15 protein-coding genes are annotated in these 15,080 nt (G+C 63.1%); 6 read left to right on the top strand and 9 right to left on the bottom strand.

Annotated features, from left to right (window positions below):
- Positions 1–277 precede the first annotated feature (277 nt).
- On the bottom strand, positions 278–1,798 hold the full coding sequence (locus DMX12_RS24535; protein WP_054906235.1) for a nucleobase:cation symporter-2 family protein: 1,521 nt from the start codon (positions 1,796–1,798) through the stop codon (positions 278–280).
- A 260-nt stretch (positions 1,799–2,058) separates the two neighbouring features.
- Entirely contained in the window at positions 2,059–2,424 is a 366-nt protein-coding gene (locus DMX12_RS24530) for a PilZ domain-containing protein (protein WP_110679690.1), read from the bottom strand.
- Positions 2,425–2,590: 166 nt separating this feature from the next.
- On the opposite strand from DMX12_RS24530, the gene DMX12_RS24525 reads away from it, so the two are divergent.
- From DMX12_RS24525 to yjiA, 3 genes are all read left to right on the top strand, one after another.
- Positions 2,591–4,657 carry a carbon starvation CstA family protein gene (locus tag DMX12_RS24525; RefSeq protein ID WP_009682653.1) on the top strand — a complete coding sequence of 689 codons (2,067 nt, stop codon included), beginning with the start codon at positions 2,591–2,593 and terminating at the stop codon, positions 4,655–4,657.
- Between the two features lie 13 nt (positions 4,658–4,670).
- Positions 4,671–4,868, top strand: coding sequence for a YbdD/YjiX family protein (locus tag DMX12_RS24520; protein WP_009682654.1), 198 nt, complete (start codon positions 4,671–4,673; stop codon positions 4,866–4,868).
- Between the two features lie 196 nt (positions 4,869–5,064).
- Positions 5,065–6,042 carry a GTPase gene (gene yjiA, locus DMX12_RS24515; protein WP_110679689.1) on the top strand — a complete coding sequence of 326 codons (978 nt, stop codon included), beginning with the start codon at positions 5,065–5,067 and terminating at the stop codon, positions 6,040–6,042.
- On the opposite strand, the gene DMX12_RS24510 is transcribed toward yjiA, so the two are convergent.
- The gene (locus DMX12_RS24510) at positions 6,002–7,489 is read right to left on the bottom strand and encodes a methylenetetrahydrofolate reductase C-terminal domain-containing protein (RefSeq protein ID WP_110679688.1); all 1,488 of its coding nucleotides are present in this window, start codon (positions 7,487–7,489) and stop codon (positions 6,002–6,004) included. The genes yjiA and DMX12_RS24510 overlap by 41 nt on opposite strands.
- 224 nt (positions 7,490–7,713) lie before the next feature.
- On the opposite strand from DMX12_RS24510, the gene DMX12_RS24505 reads away from it, so the two are divergent.
- Positions 7,714–8,538: a 5-methyltetrahydropteroyltriglutamate--homocysteine methyltransferase gene (locus tag DMX12_RS24505; protein ID WP_110679687.1), complete on the top strand. Its 825-nt coding sequence runs from the start codon at positions 7,714–7,716 to the stop codon at positions 8,536–8,538.
- A gap of 41 nt (positions 8,539–8,579) precedes the next feature.
- Here the strand turns inward: DMX12_RS24505 and DMX12_RS24500 are convergent, their stop codons facing one another.
- On the bottom strand, positions 8,580–9,758 hold the full coding sequence (locus DMX12_RS24500; RefSeq protein ID WP_009682659.1) for an acetyl-CoA C-acetyltransferase: 1,179 nt from the start codon (positions 9,756–9,758) through the stop codon (positions 8,580–8,582).
- 251 nt (positions 9,759–10,009) lie between these two features.
- On the opposite strand from DMX12_RS24500, the gene fabV reads away from it, so the two are divergent.
- On the top strand, positions 10,010–11,221 hold the full coding sequence (gene fabV / locus DMX12_RS24495) for an enoyl-ACP reductase FabV (RefSeq protein ID WP_029886896.1): 1,212 nt from the start codon (positions 10,010–10,012) through the stop codon (positions 11,219–11,221).
- Positions 11,222–11,339: 118 nt separating this feature from the next.
- Here fabV and DMX12_RS24490 read toward each other — a convergent pair whose 3' ends face one another.
- From DMX12_RS24490 to DMX12_RS24475, 4 genes are read right to left on the bottom strand one after another with little or no spacing between them, the layout of a single operon-like run.
- The gene (locus DMX12_RS24490; protein ID WP_009682661.1) at positions 11,340–11,681 is read right to left on the bottom strand and encodes a HopJ type III effector protein; all 342 of its coding nucleotides are present in this window, start codon (positions 11,679–11,681) and stop codon (positions 11,340–11,342) included.
- Positions 11,674–11,970: a DUF1244 domain-containing protein gene (locus DMX12_RS24485; protein WP_009682662.1), complete on the bottom strand. Its 297-nt coding sequence runs from the start codon at positions 11,968–11,970 to the stop codon at positions 11,674–11,676. The genes DMX12_RS24490 and DMX12_RS24485 overlap by 8 nt, the downstream gene beginning before the upstream one ends.
- 8 nt (positions 11,971–11,978) lie before the next feature.
- Positions 11,979–12,716: a dihydromonapterin reductase gene (gene folM, locus DMX12_RS24480; RefSeq protein WP_009682663.1), complete on the bottom strand. Its 738-nt coding sequence runs from the start codon at positions 12,714–12,716 to the stop codon at positions 11,979–11,981.
- A 33-nt stretch (positions 12,717–12,749) separates the two neighbouring features.
- Positions 12,750–13,310, bottom strand: a complete 561-nt coding sequence (locus tag DMX12_RS24475) for an antibiotic biosynthesis monooxygenase (protein ID WP_009682664.1) — start codon at positions 13,308–13,310, stop codon at positions 12,750–12,752.
- Between the two features lie 267 nt (positions 13,311–13,577).
- Between DMX12_RS24475 and DMX12_RS24470 the strand changes: the two genes are divergently transcribed.
- A complete protein-coding gene (locus DMX12_RS24470; RefSeq protein ID WP_110679686.1) occupies positions 13,578–14,462 on the top strand; it encodes a MerR family transcriptional regulator in 885 nt (294 codons plus the stop codon).
- Here DMX12_RS24470 and DMX12_RS24465 read toward each other — a convergent pair.
- On the bottom strand, positions 14,447–15,064 hold the full coding sequence (locus DMX12_RS24465) for a hypothetical protein (RefSeq protein WP_009682667.1): 618 nt from the start codon (positions 15,062–15,064) through the stop codon (positions 14,447–14,449). The two genes, DMX12_RS24470 and DMX12_RS24465, sit on opposite strands and share 16 nt — an antisense overlap.
- Positions 15,065–15,080: the final 16 nt, after the last annotated feature.

Genomic DNA, 15,080 nt, shown 5'->3' with positions numbered 1-15,080 from the left:
GTTACTGGCCCGAAACAAACGTAGGAGCGAGCGCAGCTCGCGATTGCGCCGCGCGGGCGGCGCTCGATCTCACAGGCGCTGAAGATGCTGCGGCTACCCTTGCCAGAAACCATAGAATCTCCCACAGGTTCTGCCCATCTTGTGGCAAACACCCGTGAGCCCTGATGCGATCCCTGTGGGCGCTGGCTTGCCGGCGACAGGGTCAGCACAGGCAAACGAAAAAGGGGGCCGATGATGCGCATCGGCCCCCCCCCCCACCTCACCGCTCAGGCAACCCTCAATGCTCGGCCACCGCCGCAGGGCGTCTGACCGTTTCATTGCCATGCTCGTCCAGCTCCAGCATCGGCACCTCGTTACCCTCGGCATCGAACAACTTGCCATCCTTGAAGTAGTCGCCATCGCGCAGTGCGGAAATGTCCGAATACTGGATGGTGCGCTCGTAGGCCGCAGCGAACACCGACTGGTTTTCCGAGTTGCCGGTGGTGAAGTGGTTGAAGATCAGGTTCAGCAGGATGGCCATGATCGCCGCCGAGCTGATGCCCGAGTGGAAGATGGTCTCGAACCAGTTCGGGAAGTGGTGGTAGAAGGTCGGCGCGGCAATCGGGATCATGCCGAAGCCCAGCGAGGCCGCGACGATGATCAGGTTCACGTTGTTCTTGTAGCTGACCTTGGACAAGGTGCGGATACCACTGGCCGCCACGGTGCCGAACAGCACGATGCCTGCACCGCCCAGTACCGGGGTAGGGACGGCGGCAATGACCCGGCCCATGATCGGCAGCAGGCCGAGAACCACCAGGATCAGGCCACCGGTAGCCACCACATAACGGCTCTTCACGCCGGTAACGGCCACCAGGCCGACGTTCTGGGCGAATGCGCTTTGCGTGAACGAGCCGAAGATCGGCGCCAGAATGCTCGACGCCATGTCGGCACGCAGGCCGTTGCCCAGGCGCTTGGAGTCGACCTTGGTATCGATGATCTCGCCCACGGCAAGGATGTCGGCCGAGGTTTCCACCAGGGTCACCATGATGACGATGCACATCGACAGGATGGCCGCGATGTGAAACTCGGGCATGCCGAAATGGAACGGCGTGGGGAAGGCGAACATCGGGCCTTCGGTGACCTTGCTGAAGTCGGCCATGCCCAGCGCCCAGGCGATCAAAGTGCCGACCACCATGGCCAGCAGGATCGACAGCCGCGAGATGCTCGCGCTACCCAGTTTGCTCAGCAGCAGCACAATGGCAAAGGTCAGCGCCGCCAGGCCGATATTGGCCACGCTGCCGAACTCGGGCGAAGCGCTGTTGCCGCCCATTACCCAGCGCGCGGCGACCGGCATCAGGGTCAGGCCGATGGTGGTGATGACGATACCGGTCACCAAGGGCGGGAAGAACTTGGTAATGCGTGAGAACACCGGGGTGATCAGAAAGCCGATCAGTGATGCCGCCATGACCGCACCGAGCACCCCCGGCAAGCCACCGCCACCTTCGCTGCTGAGAATGGCGCCCATGGTCGCCACGCCGGCGAACGACACGCCCTGCACCAGCGGTAGCTGGCAGCCGAAGAACGGCAGACCCAACGTCTGCAGCAGGGTGGCCAGGCCACCGGCAAACAGCGAGGCGGCGATCAGCATGCCGATTTCGCCACCGTTCAGGCCAGCGGCCTGCCCCAGGATCAGGGGCACCGCGACGATCCCCCCGTACATGGTCAACACGTGTTGCAGACCATAGGCCAGGTTGGCGCCCAGCCCGAGGTTTTCGTCCTCGGGGCGTTGAGCGGGAGACGTGCTAGGGGACGTAGTCATGGAGCAGGCTCTCTGTTTATTGTTGTGGCGCTACTGTAGACACTTCCCGTGATTGATTGCCACAAGAATTGTATACAATATTTTGATCGGAGCGCGCACAAGTGCGGCATCAGGGTGTGTTAAAACCCAATGCATGAGCCGTACCAACTTGTCTAAAGCTGTACTAGAGGCGTGTGTACAAAGTCCTGCTACCCAGCCCTAAAGCTGTCTGAGTAGACAGGAAACACAAAGTGGGAAGGCCCTTAGCTAGCTAAGAGATTTCATTCTTCGATCAATTCGCGCAGCTCACGCATCATTCTGGTGCCGTCACCCAGGTTCAATTCCACAAGACGGTGCAGATGGGTCATCGATTCGACATCGATGTACAGGCAGATGAAACCAAGCCGGGCCGGTTCCTCGTGGCGCAGTTCGACCTGCATGGTCACCTGCGTTTGCTCGTCCAGCGTGATGATTGCGTCGAAGTTCTGGCTCAGGTCGGCATCCCATTGCTGCGGGCGTTCCACCAGCAGCCCCTTGAGCGAAATGTCCAGCAGCTTGGGCGACCAGCATCGGGAGCCTTGGTGAAGTTCGGTAGGGGCGTCGAAGCAGATTCGCTGGAAACGCCTACGTTCGTCGTGATCGCTCATGGGTAAGGCCCTCGGGTGGCATCCTGATCAGGGTGATGAAGGGTTTGTGCATCAGGTACTGCAATCTGGCCGCAGAGGCTCTAGACCAAAGCAAGTGTGGCAATGCCGCCTGACTCGCCCTAGACTCGGTGGGCGGTCTTTCCAATCCAACAGCTGGAAGCTAACCATGAACAACAATAATAGCCTGCTACGCCACATACCGTGGCTGGCGCTGGCAGTCATAGGGGCCTGCGCGCTGGGTGTCGTTGCCCTGCGTCGCGGTGAGGCGATCAATGCCTTGTGGATCGTGGTCGCGGCAGTGGCCATCTACCTGGTCGCCTATCGCTACTACAGCCTGTTCATCGCCACCAAAGTGATGCAACTCGACCCGCGCCGTGCCACCCCGGCGGTGCTCAACAACGACGGCCTGGACTACGTTCCGACCAACAAACACATTCTGTTCGGCCACCACTTCGCCGCCATCGCCGGCGCCGGCCCACTGGTGGGCCCGGTGCTCGCCGCGCAAATGGGCTACCTGCCCGGCACGCTGTGGCTGATTGCCGGTGTGGTGCTGGCCGGTGCAGTGCAGGACTTCATGGTCCTGTTCCTGTCTACCCGCCGCAATGGCCGCTCGCTGGGCGACATGGTGCGCGAGGAAATGGGCCGCATTCCGGGCACCATCGCCCTGTTCGGCTGCTTCCTGATCATGATCATCATCCTGGCGGTGCTGGCGCTGATCGTGGTCAAGGCCCTGGCCGAAAGCCCATGGGGCATGTTCACGGTAATGGCGACCATCCCGATCGCGATGTTCATGGGCATTTACATGCGCTACATCCGCCCGGGCCACATTGGTGAAATCTCGATCATCGGCGTGGTGCTGCTGTTGGCCTCGATCTGGCTGGGGGGCCAGATTGCGGCCGATCCGGTATGGGGCCCGGCGTTCACCTTCACCGGCGTGCAGATCACCTGGATGCTGGTCGGTTACGGTTTCGTGGCTGCGGTGCTGCCGGTGTGGCTGGTGCTGGCGCCGCGCGACTACCTGTCGACCTTCCTCAAGATCGGTACCATCATCGCCCTGGCCATCGGCATCCTGGTGACCATGCCCGAGCTGAAAATGCCGGCGCTGACACAGTTCACCGATGGCACGGGCCCTGTATGGAAGGGCACCCTGTTCCCGTTCCTGTTCATCACCATTGCCTGTGGTGCGGTGTCTGGCTTCCACGCGCTGATCTCCTCGGGCACTACGCCCAAGCTGCTGGATAACGAAACCAACGCCCGCTACATCGGCTATGGCGGCATGCTGATGGAGTCGTTCGTGGCCATCATGGCCATGGTGGCTGCGTCGGTGATCGAACCAGGTGTGTACTTCGCCATGAACAGCCCGGCAGCCGTGGTCGGCGCCGATGTGGCGTCGGTCGCGCAGACCGTGAGCAGCTGGGGCTTCCTGATTACGCCCGAACAACTGGAGGCGGTGGCCCGCGACATTGGCGAGCACACCATCCTGGCCCGTGCCGGGGGTGCACCCACGCTGGCGGTAGGTATCGCGCAAATCCTGCACCAGGTGCTGCCGGGTGAAAACACCATGGCGTTCTGGTACCACTTCGCGATCCTGTTCGAGGCGCTGTTCATCCTCACCGCGGTCGACGCCGGTACCCGTGCCGGGCGCTTCATGCTGCAAGACCTGCTGGGCAGCTTCGTACCAGCCCTGAAACGCACCGAGTCGTGGGGTGCCAACCTGCTGGCCACCGGCGGTTGTGTAGCGTTGTGGGGTTACCTGCTGTACCAGGGCGTGATCGACCCGCTGGGCGGCATCAACACCCTGTGGCCGCTGTTCGGTATCTCCAACCAGATGCTGGCGGGTATTGCCCTGATGCTGGGCACCGTGGTCCTGATCAAGATGAAGCGCGAGCGCTACATCTGGGTCACCCTGCTGCCGGCGGCCTGGCTGCTGATCTGCACCACGGCGGCGGGCCTGATCAAGCTGTTCGACCCGAACCCGGCTGTAGGTTTCCTGGCCCTGGCCAAGAAATACAGCACCGCCCTGGACGCCGGCCAGGTTCTGGCCCCGGCCAAGGACATCGGGCAGATGCAACACGTGATCTTCAACGCCTATACCAACGCCGGCCTGACCATTCTGTTCCTGCTGGTGGTGTTCAGTGTGCTGTTCTTTGCCATCAAGGTCGGCTACGCCGCCCTCGGCCGCAAAGAACGCAGCGACAAGGAAACCCCGTTCCAGGCACTGCCTGACGCTTGAGAGGACCGCTGTCATGTTCAACGACCTGGGTCGACTGGGTAAGTACCTGGGGCAGGCCGCCCGCCTGATGGTCGGCATGCCCGACTACGACAACTATGTCGAGCACATGCACAAGACACACCCGGACAAGCCGGTCATGACGTATGAGCAGTTCTTCCGCGAACGTCAGGAAGCACGTTATGGCGGCAAGTCCGGGCCCAAGTGCTGTTGAGCCTCAAGCGTTAACCTGTACCGGCCTCATCGCTGGCAAGCCAGCTCCCACAGGCACTCACAGACCTCCAGGTTTGTGCGGTGCCTTTGGGGCGCTCTTTCAGGTACTGCCCAGGCGTCAAGGTTTGCGCGGTACCTGTGGGAGCTGGCTTGCCGGCGATCGGGCCAGTGTTTTTTCCGCACAGGAGATGTTCTGCGTGCAGACGCCCATTCCCGTAACCATCCTCACCGGCTTCCTCGGTGCCGGTAAGACCACCTTGCTCAAACACATGCTCAAGGCCGAGCATGGTCTGAAGCTGGCGGTGATCGAAAACGAATTCAGTGACGCCGGCATCGACAGCCAGTTGCTGGGCGACCAGCCGGTGCAGGTGATGACCCTGGCCAACGGCTGTGTGTGCTGCAGCATTCACGGTGACCTGACCCGCGCCTTGTACCTGCTGCTCGAGCGCCTGGATGCCGGCGAAATCGCCTTCGACCGCCTGGTGATCGAATGCACCGGCCTGGCCGACCCGGCGCCGGTGGCGCAAACCTTCTTCATCGACGAGGAACTGCGCGAGCGCTACATCCTCGACGGCATCATCACCCTGGTCGATGCCAAGCATGCCGAGTTGCATTTGACCCAGACCATCGCCCAGGCCCAGGTTGGCTTTGCCGATCGCCTGTTGCTGAGCAAGACCGACCTCGTCGAGCCGGCTGCGGTCCAGGCCCTGCGCGAACGCCTGGCCCGTATCAACGGGCGGGCGGCGATCCGAGTGGTCGAGCACGGTTGCATCGACCTGGCAGAGTTGCTGGACGTGCGCGGCTTCAACCTCAACCCCGACCTGGGCGCAAACCTGAAACCCTCGCTGCGCCCGGTGCTCAAGCCAGCCACCCCCGACCGTATCGGCACCTTGGTGCTGCGTACCGAAGCCGAGCTGGATATCGACCGCCTCAGCGGCTTCATGAACGACCTGCTGGAAACCCATGGCAAGCAGCTGCTGCGTTACAAGGGCGTGCTGAACATTGCCGGCGAGGACCGCAAGCTGGTGTTTCAGGGTGTACTCAAGCTGTATGGCTTCGACTGGGACGCCGAGTGGGCCGAAGGCGAAACCCGCGAAAGCGTGATGGTCTTCATTGCCGATGACCTGCCCGAGGCTACGATTCGGGCTGGGTTCGAGGCGCTGGCTGAGGGCTGACCCGGCGTGGTGTGGGTGGCGCGAACCACTGCGGCCACGAGCTGAGGTGGCGCGTTTGCTCCTCGATGCAGGGGATCAGCCGCTCCCTCAGCACGGCGGTTTGCCCCACGGCCTTGGCCGTGCGGTACTTGATGCTGTGGATGCACTCGCGGTCGCCGAACTCGCAGCGGTTGAGCGCGGTGCCCCCACAGGGGCCATTGGCCAGGCCCTTGGGGCAGGTTTCCGGGCAGGTGTACAAGGTGTCTTCCAGGCGGCAGCGGCCGCAGGTATCACAGCCAACCAACGGGCGCTTAACACTGCGCTCCAGGGTGTGCAGCACCTGTGCGCCAAGGCGGGTGGTCCACAGTGGCTGGCGCACCGCCCAGCCAAACGCCTTGCTCAGGCTGTTGCGGCGGCTGAACAGCAGCCCATGCATGCCATGCATCAGGTGGTAGCGGGCTTTTTCCTTGAACGAGGCATCGACCCTTGATTCGCCCTGGCGCCAGTTGGCCTGGGGGGGATGGAAGGTGACTGCCGGCAGCCCCGGCATTTGCCAACTGGCTTGCCAGGCGGGCGCCCATTGCTCCAGGGTGTGGACGTGCGTTTGCCAGTACGCCAGTCGCGCTTCAAGGGCAAGCAGCTGCTTCAGGTCATGAATGCCCGACAGGTGCACGCCCGCGTAACCCATCAGCTTCGTTCCGATGATCTGCAAGGCAAGGCGGTCAACGCTGCGCGACTGGGCAAAAGCCTTGGACTGCGCCGTTTCCGCCTCGAGCATCTCGCGCATGGAGGGGGTAACGGTCACGCCGGCGACGTGGTCGAGCATCGCTGCACGGCCATGGGTGAGGCTCATCAGGCAGGCCAGCATGGGTTTGGGCGCGGCCTGGCGGCGCATCCAGTGCATGGCTTCCTGGTGTTTGGCTGCGTCGAAGCCCAGTTGCAAGGTGAGGAAGTCGGCCCCCGCAGCCAGTTTTTTCTCGGCCTTGAAGTACTGCGCGCCGCCTTCTTCCTCGTGGTACTTGAATGGGTTCAGCGCCGCGCCCAGCAACCAGTGCGGGCAGGCCTGGCGGGCAATCTGCAGCGCGGCCACCGACTCCAGGTAGCGCACCGGGCGCTGGCCGGGTTCATGCCCAGGCAAACGGTCACCGGTCAGCAGCAGCAACTGGTCGAGGCCGGCCGCCTCCATGCGCTGCAATTGTGCGAGCAAGTGGTGGCGTTCGCGGTCCTTGCCGGAGAAATGCGGCAGGGCCGGCACCGGGCGGTCGAACGAGGCCAGGGCGTCCAGCGGCGACATGTCCAGCGGGCTGCCGACGCGGTCGCCGATGGCCACGGTCATTGGCCAGCCGCACAGCTGCGCACGGTCCATGATCGCTTGCATCGCAGCGAAGCGTTCTGCAGAGGCTTTGGGCACAAACTCCATGACACAGACGAAATGGTGTTCACGCAGCGCGGTTTTCAGCAGGCTCATGAGGCCGGGCACCTGGTGTGGTCAGGGTGGCATTGTGCGGCAGAAGGCGCAGGAGGTCATGTCCGGATGCGCACGCTGGTGCTCTGAACAAGACATGGGGCGACTTCTGCGCATTCGGGATCATGAGAATTTCTTGGGTTCATCTCAAATTTTATGAGTTTGTCTCAACACCACGATCCACTGGAAAATCCCCTCATCAATTTGAGCATGCTGAGGGGCGACACATGGCACTGGCACACAACCTGGGCTTTCCACACATTGGCGGCGACCGCGAACTGCGGGCCCGCCACTGGCAAGTGCAGATAGACGCCGGTATCGAACTGCTGCCCGTCGGCGAAACCGGCCAATGTGGCCAGCTGCCGGGTACCGATGACCAGCCGTTTGCCCTCAACTGGGAACCCTTGTTCAAAGAGGTGGAGCATGCCAACGCGCTGGGCCATGCCATCAAGCCTGTCGTGATTGGCCCGTTGACCTACCTGTGGCAGGGCCAGGCCCGCAACGCCGACTTCGACAAGCTGGAACTGCTCGATCGCCTGCTGCCCTTGTATGATCAGGCCCTCAACCGCTTGGCTGCGCTGGGCGCCGAATGGGTCCAGATCGACGAACCGATCCTCGCCCACGACCTGCCACAGGACTGGAAAAACGCCTTCGAACGCGTCTACAACATCCTGCAGCGTGCACCATTGAAGAAGTTGATTGCCACGTACGCCGGTGGCCTGGATGGCAACCTTGGCCTGGCCGCCAACCTGCCAGTCGATGGCCTGCACATCGATCTGGTGCAGGCGCCCGCACAGTACCAGGCCATCCTTGACCGCCTGCCGGCCTATAAAGTGCTGTCGCTGGGCCTGGTTGATGGCCGCGATGGCGCGCCTTGCGAGTCGGACAATGCCCTGGGGCTGTTGCAAGACGCCCATGAGCGCCTGGGGGCGCGGCTGTGGCTGGCGCCGGCCTGTTCGTTGGCGCATGGCACCGTAGAGGTGGCTGTGAGGAAGTGCCGCGAAGTGGCTGCGCTGGCCGCCTCGCTGGAGCAGTACCGAGTCGCGGCTTGATCATCTGCTGCTTGTGCCGGCCTGTTCAACTCAAACGCCGCTCAACGTTCGATAGCCAGTGCAACACCTTGGCCACCGCCAATGCACAAGGTCGCCAGGCCTTTGTGGGCATCGCGCTTGATCATCTCGTGCAACAAGGTCACCAACACCCGGCAGCCGGACGCACCAATCGGGTGGCCCAGGGCAATCGCCCCACCGTTCACATTGACCCGTGCCGCATCCCACTCCAGCGCCTTGCCCACGGCCAGTGCCTGTGCAGCAAAGGCTTCGTTGGCTTCGATCAGGTCCAGTTCGCTCAGCTGCCAGCCGGCCTTGTCCAGGCAGCGCCGCGTCGCCGCAACCGGGCCGATGCCCATGATCGCCGGGTCTACCCCGGCACTGGCATAAGCGGCGATCTTCGCCAGCACCGGCAGGCCCAGGGCCTCGGCTTTGGTGGCGCTCATCAGCAGTACGGCGGCAGCGCCGTCGTTCAGGCTGGAGGCATTGCCAGCGGTGACGCTACCGTCTTTCTTGAACGCTGCGCGCAGCTTGCCCAGCGACTCGGCAGTGGTGTCCGGGCGCGGCTGCTCATCACGGGCGAACACTTTCGGCTCGCCCTTCTTCTGCGGCAGCACCACAGGGGTGATCTCCGCATCGAAGCGGCCGGCCTCGATGGCAGCGAGTGCCTTGCGTTGCGACTCGGCGGCAAAGGCATCCTGCTGTTCACGGCTGAGGCCGTACTCGTCCACCAGATTTTCGGCAGTGATGCCCATGTGGTAGTCGTTGAAGGCATCCCACAGGCCATCGGTGATCATGCTGTCGATCAGCTGGCCATGGCCCATGCGCTGGCCGGTGCGGGCCGAGGGCATCACATAGGGGGCCAGGCTCATGTTCTCCTGGCCACCGGCAATCACCACCTCGGCGTCACCGCAGCGGATGGCCTGGGCCGCCAGGTGCAGGGCTTTAAGGCCCGAGCCGCAGACCTTGTTCAGGGTCAGCGCCGGTACGCTGAAGGGCAGGCCGGCCTTGATCGCGGCCTGGCGCGCCGGGTTCTGCCCGGCGCCGGCGGTCAGCACCTGGCCGAGGATGACTTCGTCGACCTGCGCCGGGTCCAGCCCGGTCTGCTCCAGCAGGCGCTTGATCACGGCGGCGCCGAGGTCAACCGCAGGCACGCTGGCCAGGGCACCCTGGAAGCTGCCAATGGCGGTACGGGTTGCGGCGACGATGACCACGTCGTTCATATTGTTGTTCTCCGTGCGGTGGGCGTAAGGCTTCAAGCATCGGTGCCCTGGGCTCATTTGTTAAGTTTGTTTTTCTTTGAGATTGATGTGAAAAGCAAATGAATGGCCGCGCAGCGGTCCACCCCGGTTTTGCATCGCCCGGATCACCCCGTAATATGTGTCGGATAACCTGCGGGGGTAGTCTCACCCTCTGATCAACAGGAAACGCCCATGTGGCGCTTCCCCAGCATAAACCTGACGAGGTACAGACATTGGCCATCATTCATCCTAAGGTTCGCGGTTTCATCTGCACCACGACTCACCCGAAGGGCTGCGAGCTCAACGTCCGTGACCAGATCGAAGCCACCCGCAAGCTGGGCGTGCGCGAGGATGGTCCGAAGAAGGTCCTGGTCATCGGTGCTTCCAGTGGCTATGGCCTGGCAGCACGCATTACTGCAGCGTTCGGCTTCAAGGCTGACACCCTGGGCGTATTCTTCGAAAAGCCAGGCACCGAAACCAAGGCCGGCACCGCTGGCTGGTATAACGCTGCGGCTTTCGACAAGTTCGCCAAGGCCGAGGGCCTGTACAGCAAGTCGATCAACGGTGACGCCTTCTCCGACGAAGCCCGCGCCAAGGTCATCGAGCTGATCAAGAACGAAATGGGTGGCAAGGTCGACCTGGTCATTTACTCGCTGGCCTCGCCGGTGCGCAAGCTGCCGCAGACCGGTGAAGTGATCCGCTCGGCACTCAAGCCGATCGGCCAGCCGTACAAGTCGACTGCCATCGACACCAACAAGGACACCATCATCGAGGCCAGCATCGAGCCGGCCACCGAGCAGGAAATCGCCGACACCGTTACCGTCATGGGTGGCCAGGACTGGCAACTGTGGATCGACGCCCTGGCGGGCGCCGACGTACTGGCCGAGGGTGCGCGTACCGTGGCCTTCAGCTACATCGGCACCGAGATCACCTGGCCAATCTACTGGCACGGCGCCCTGGGCCAGGCCAAGCAGGACCTGGATGAAACCGCGCTGCGCCTGGACAAGAAGCTGGCCGCTGAAGTGAAAGGCGGCGCCAACGTGGCGGTGTTGAAGTCGGTGGTGACCCAGGCCAGCTCGGCCATTCCGGTGATGCCGCTGTACCTGTCGATGGTCTTCAAGATCATGCAGGAAAAGGGTGTGCACGAGGGTACCCAGGACCAACTGGACCGCATGTTCCGCGACCGCATGTACCGTGCCGATGGCGCCCCGGCCGAAGTGGACGAGAAGGCCCGCCTGCGCCTGGACGACTGGGAACTGCGCGACGATGTGCAGGATGCCTGCAAGGCCATGTGGCCACAGGTGACCACCGAGAACCTGTTCCAGCTGACCGACTACGCCGGTTACAAGAAGCAGTTCCTCAACCTGTTCGGCTTTGAGCGCGCTGACGTCAACTACGACGAAGACGTAGCCACCGATGTGAAGTTCGACTGCGTCGAGCTGTAATTTCACACCGTACTGGCCTCATCGCTGGCACGCCAGCTCCCATTTCGACAGCGGTGCCTTCAAGGCCTGTGTCGGGGCTGGCTTGCCGGCGATGGGCTGCAAAGCAGCCCCGGCAATCTCAAGCCTTGCGCGACAGTGGCGGCGCAGCGAACGTCACACCGGCCAGGCCGTGCTTGATCAGCGCCCGGATATTGCCATGGTCACTGCCCTCAGGCGTGGCCAGCACATCCCGGTAGTGCTCGCCGAAAGCCAGCAACGCTTCCTGATCGCTCAGCCCTTCAAGCACTGCCAGGCCCAAGGTTTTGCACGAACCTTCGTTCTGCCCGGCGGCATTCTCGACACCACCATTGTTGAACGCCTGCGGCTGATAGCTGTAGTGCTCGGCAATGAACGCCAGGGTGTCGGCAAAGGCATGTTGGCCGCTGGCCAGGCTGGCGCGCAGGGTATCTAGATCAGTCACGAGGTTTTCCTTTTTCGAACGCCGCTTGCTGCTCGGCGCTGGCTTCTTTCTGGTATTGGGCTTTCCACTGGGCATAAGGCATGCCGTACACCGCTTCGCGGGCGTCATCCAGGCTCAGGTCGAGCTCACGCTCGTCAGCCGCAGCCTTGTACCACTTGGACAGGCAGTTGCGGCAGAAGCCGGACAGGTTCATCAGGTCGATGTTCTGCACGTCGGTGCGTTTCTGCAAATGGTCGACCAGGCGCCGGAACGCGGCGGCTTCGAGTTCAAGCTGTTGCTGTGGGGTCATGTGGGCTCTCACGTCATGCGGTTCTTCAGGTGGCGGCCACCATTGATGACCACCTGGCTGCCGGTGCTGTACTGGCTGGCGAGCAGGTACTTGACCGTCTCGATCAGTGGCCCGGCGCCGGGTTCGAACTCCAGCAGGGCCTTTTTCAAGGTGTGCTGGCGGTAGGCTTCGTCACCCCCTTCCTTGAGGATCAGCAGCCCGGGAAGGATACCGTTCACATGCACCTTGGGCGCATATTTTTCAGCGAACGACAGCACCATGTTCTGCAGCGCGGCCTTGGTGGCGGCATAGCCAATGTGGCTCTTGCTGCCGCGCGAGGAGGTTTCGTCGCAGATGTGAATGATGTCGGCCTTGTCCTGCTTGGCCAGCATTTCGCCCAAGGCCAGGTTGAGGTGGTAGGGCGCCTCTACATGCAGGCGGAACATGGTCTCGAGGTTGTCCAGGCCATCGTCCAGCCACAACGACGCGTTATGGATGATGGCGCGCAGGCCGTCGTAATGCTCGACCAGGTAGTCGATCAGCGCCTGGCGGTCGTCTGCCCGGCACAGGTCTGCCTGGAACTGCACGATGTTCGGGTGGGCCGCCTGTGGCTGTACGGTACGGCTGGCACTGACCACCGTATGGCCGGCCTGTGCCAGTTCAAGGGCCAGGGCCAGCCCGACGCGCTGGCTGGCTCCGGTAACGAGAATTGGGCTGTTCATGTTCGGGGCGGTCAACTTGTCTGTCCTGTGGTTGCCGCCCAGCATACCCGAACTGTTTGCCCATTGTACGGCCTGGCCTCAGCGGCTGCGCAGGGCGCCCGCGGTGGCCGAAGAGGGCTGTAGCCAACCGGCCAGCAGACGGGTGGACAACGGGATGAACAGGTACACCATCAGTGGCGTGAGGGCCAGGGTGCTGAGCAGTACCCGTGGTACCAGGTCGAGTGCGGCCAGCCAATGGCCGAACGCCGTGTTGAACGCCAACGACACCGGGAAGAACGCCAGCCAGATGGCCACGGCCTGTTTCCAGCGCGGCGGTTTCTGCACCGCACTGGCGCCAAACCAGTCATCAATGCCACTGACGCGCGCCTCTTTGGGGCGCTCGAACAGGCCATTGCCGCGCTGCAACCAGGCCCGCCGCGAGGCGGAATGCTCCCAGGCATGCAGGGTGGGCTCATCGCTGAAGCGGAAAATGATCTGGAATTCGTCGCCATCGTGGGGTGGGGCGAGAATGCCCGAGCCCAGGTAGCCGGGGAAGTCAGTGGCCAGCTGTTCGCCCTCATGCAGCCAGGCCAACAGGTCCTGGTAGCGGCCATGTGCGGCGCGGCGCGACACCATCAGGGTAACGGGTGGGGTAGACATTGTGTATCTCCTGGCAACGGGGCTGGCGGGTAGCCGGCCCCTTGGCTGCGTGGCCCGGGGTGGTGGGCGACGCAGGCGAACATGCAAGAATCGGGCGCGGATTATCGCGCAGTTGTGCTGTGTGGCAACTGTCTGCCGGCAAATGGTCGCAACCTGTGCCCGGCGCTGTCGTAGTAGACTAGGCCCTCTATTCCAGCACACAGGATGCCGTGCAGATGAGCGAACTGGGACGCAAGCCGGGGGGGCGATGCGAGCTTCGAGCAGCAAGTGCTGTTTCCCATCCGTGAAGTCTCCCGCCTGACTGGCGTCAATGCGGTAACCCTGCGTGCCTGGGAGCGCCGTTACGGTCTGATCCAGCCCATCCGCACCGACAGCGGCCACCGCCTGTATTCCCAGGGGGACGTCGACGATATCCGCAATATCCTCGGCTGGCTGGAGCGCGGCGTGGCGGTCAGCAAGGTGGGCAGCATCCTTGCCCGCAGCCAGGCGCTTCCCGGGCAGGCCACGCGCGCAGTGGACAGCTCGCTAGGCTGGCAGCAGCAGGTGCGCGTGGCAGTGCAACGCTTTGACCTGCCAGGGCTGGGCCGCCTTTATGAGGAGGTGTTTGCCGCCAGCACGCTCGATCAGGTTTTCGCTGAGGTTTTCATGCCGGTGTGGCACGACTTGGCCGTGCGCCATGGCGGCTACGGCCAGACCAGCGAGTGGCTGTTTTTTGACCAGTTTTTGCGCGGGCGGGTGTTCATGCGTTTGCAGCTGGCGGCCGCGCCGCGTCGCCACAACGTGCTGCTGGTGCCCTTGCCGGGGCAATGCCATGAGCTTGAACTGCTGGTCACCAGCCTGCTGCTGGGCAGTGACGAGGTTGGCGTGACGCCGTTGGTGTGTGGGCAGCCCCTGCAAGAGCTGGCGCTGGTCTGCGAACGCATGAAACCAGACGCCCTCGTGCTGTTTTCCCACCAGCCGCTCACTGCAGAGGTCAGCCGCTATCTGAAGCGGCTGGCGTCGGTGCTGGGCTGCGCGTTATTGCTGGCGGGAGAGGCAACGGACCAGGCCAGCGGCGGCCTGGCGGGCAGCCCCCTGGTTTGCCTGGGGGCACAGGGCGGGGTGATGCGTCAGCGTCTGCGCCAGTGCCTGGCAGGTCAGCTGGACACCTGAGTGTGCAGTTCGGGGTGGGCGCGGCAATGGGCCTGCAGGATGTAGTCGCGCAGGCGTTCGATTTCTTCCGCTGGGCTTTGGCCAAGGTCGTACGCTGCCAGGTCCGGGCCAATACGCCGGCCCAGCACACCCTGCAGTTCGATCGGCTGGATGTTGCCGGGGGCGAAGCGCAGGTCGAAACGTGCCGGCGCGCTTGGCAGGCCACGCAACTCCACCAGCACGCCTTTGAAGGAAATTTCCCGTACCCACAGCCCGCCAGGCGCGCCATGGCCATCGAGCAGGGCGCTGGGCTGCTCCAGCGACAGGCGCCATGGCCGCAGCATGGGGCCGTCCTCGTAGATTTCCGGGGAGCCGACTTGCAGGTGCAAAGCGTGGAATTCGTCTTCCACCAGTTGCAGCGGGAAGCTGATTTGCTGGTTGTTGAATTGCGCCTGCAAGGTCACTTGTTCATTGGCCACCAGGCGGGTGAGCAAGCTCTGGATACGGCGGTCGCCATTGACCTGCAGGCTCGACATCGAGTCGGCCAGGTTCAGGTTGGGCGAATGCTGCATGCTCTGAATGAAATCCAGCTCGTCCTGGGTAAGAAGGGCGTCTGCTTGCATGATCGAACTCGGTGGT

The sequence above is a fragment of the Pseudomonas sp. MB-090624 genome (genome assembly GCF_003205245.1).
Classification (GTDB): domain Bacteria; phylum Pseudomonadota; class Gammaproteobacteria; order Pseudomonadales; family Pseudomonadaceae; genus Aquipseudomonas; species Aquipseudomonas juntendi.
Note: the sequence above shows the minus strand (reverse complement) of the source record. Positions and strands in the feature narration are given on the sequence as shown.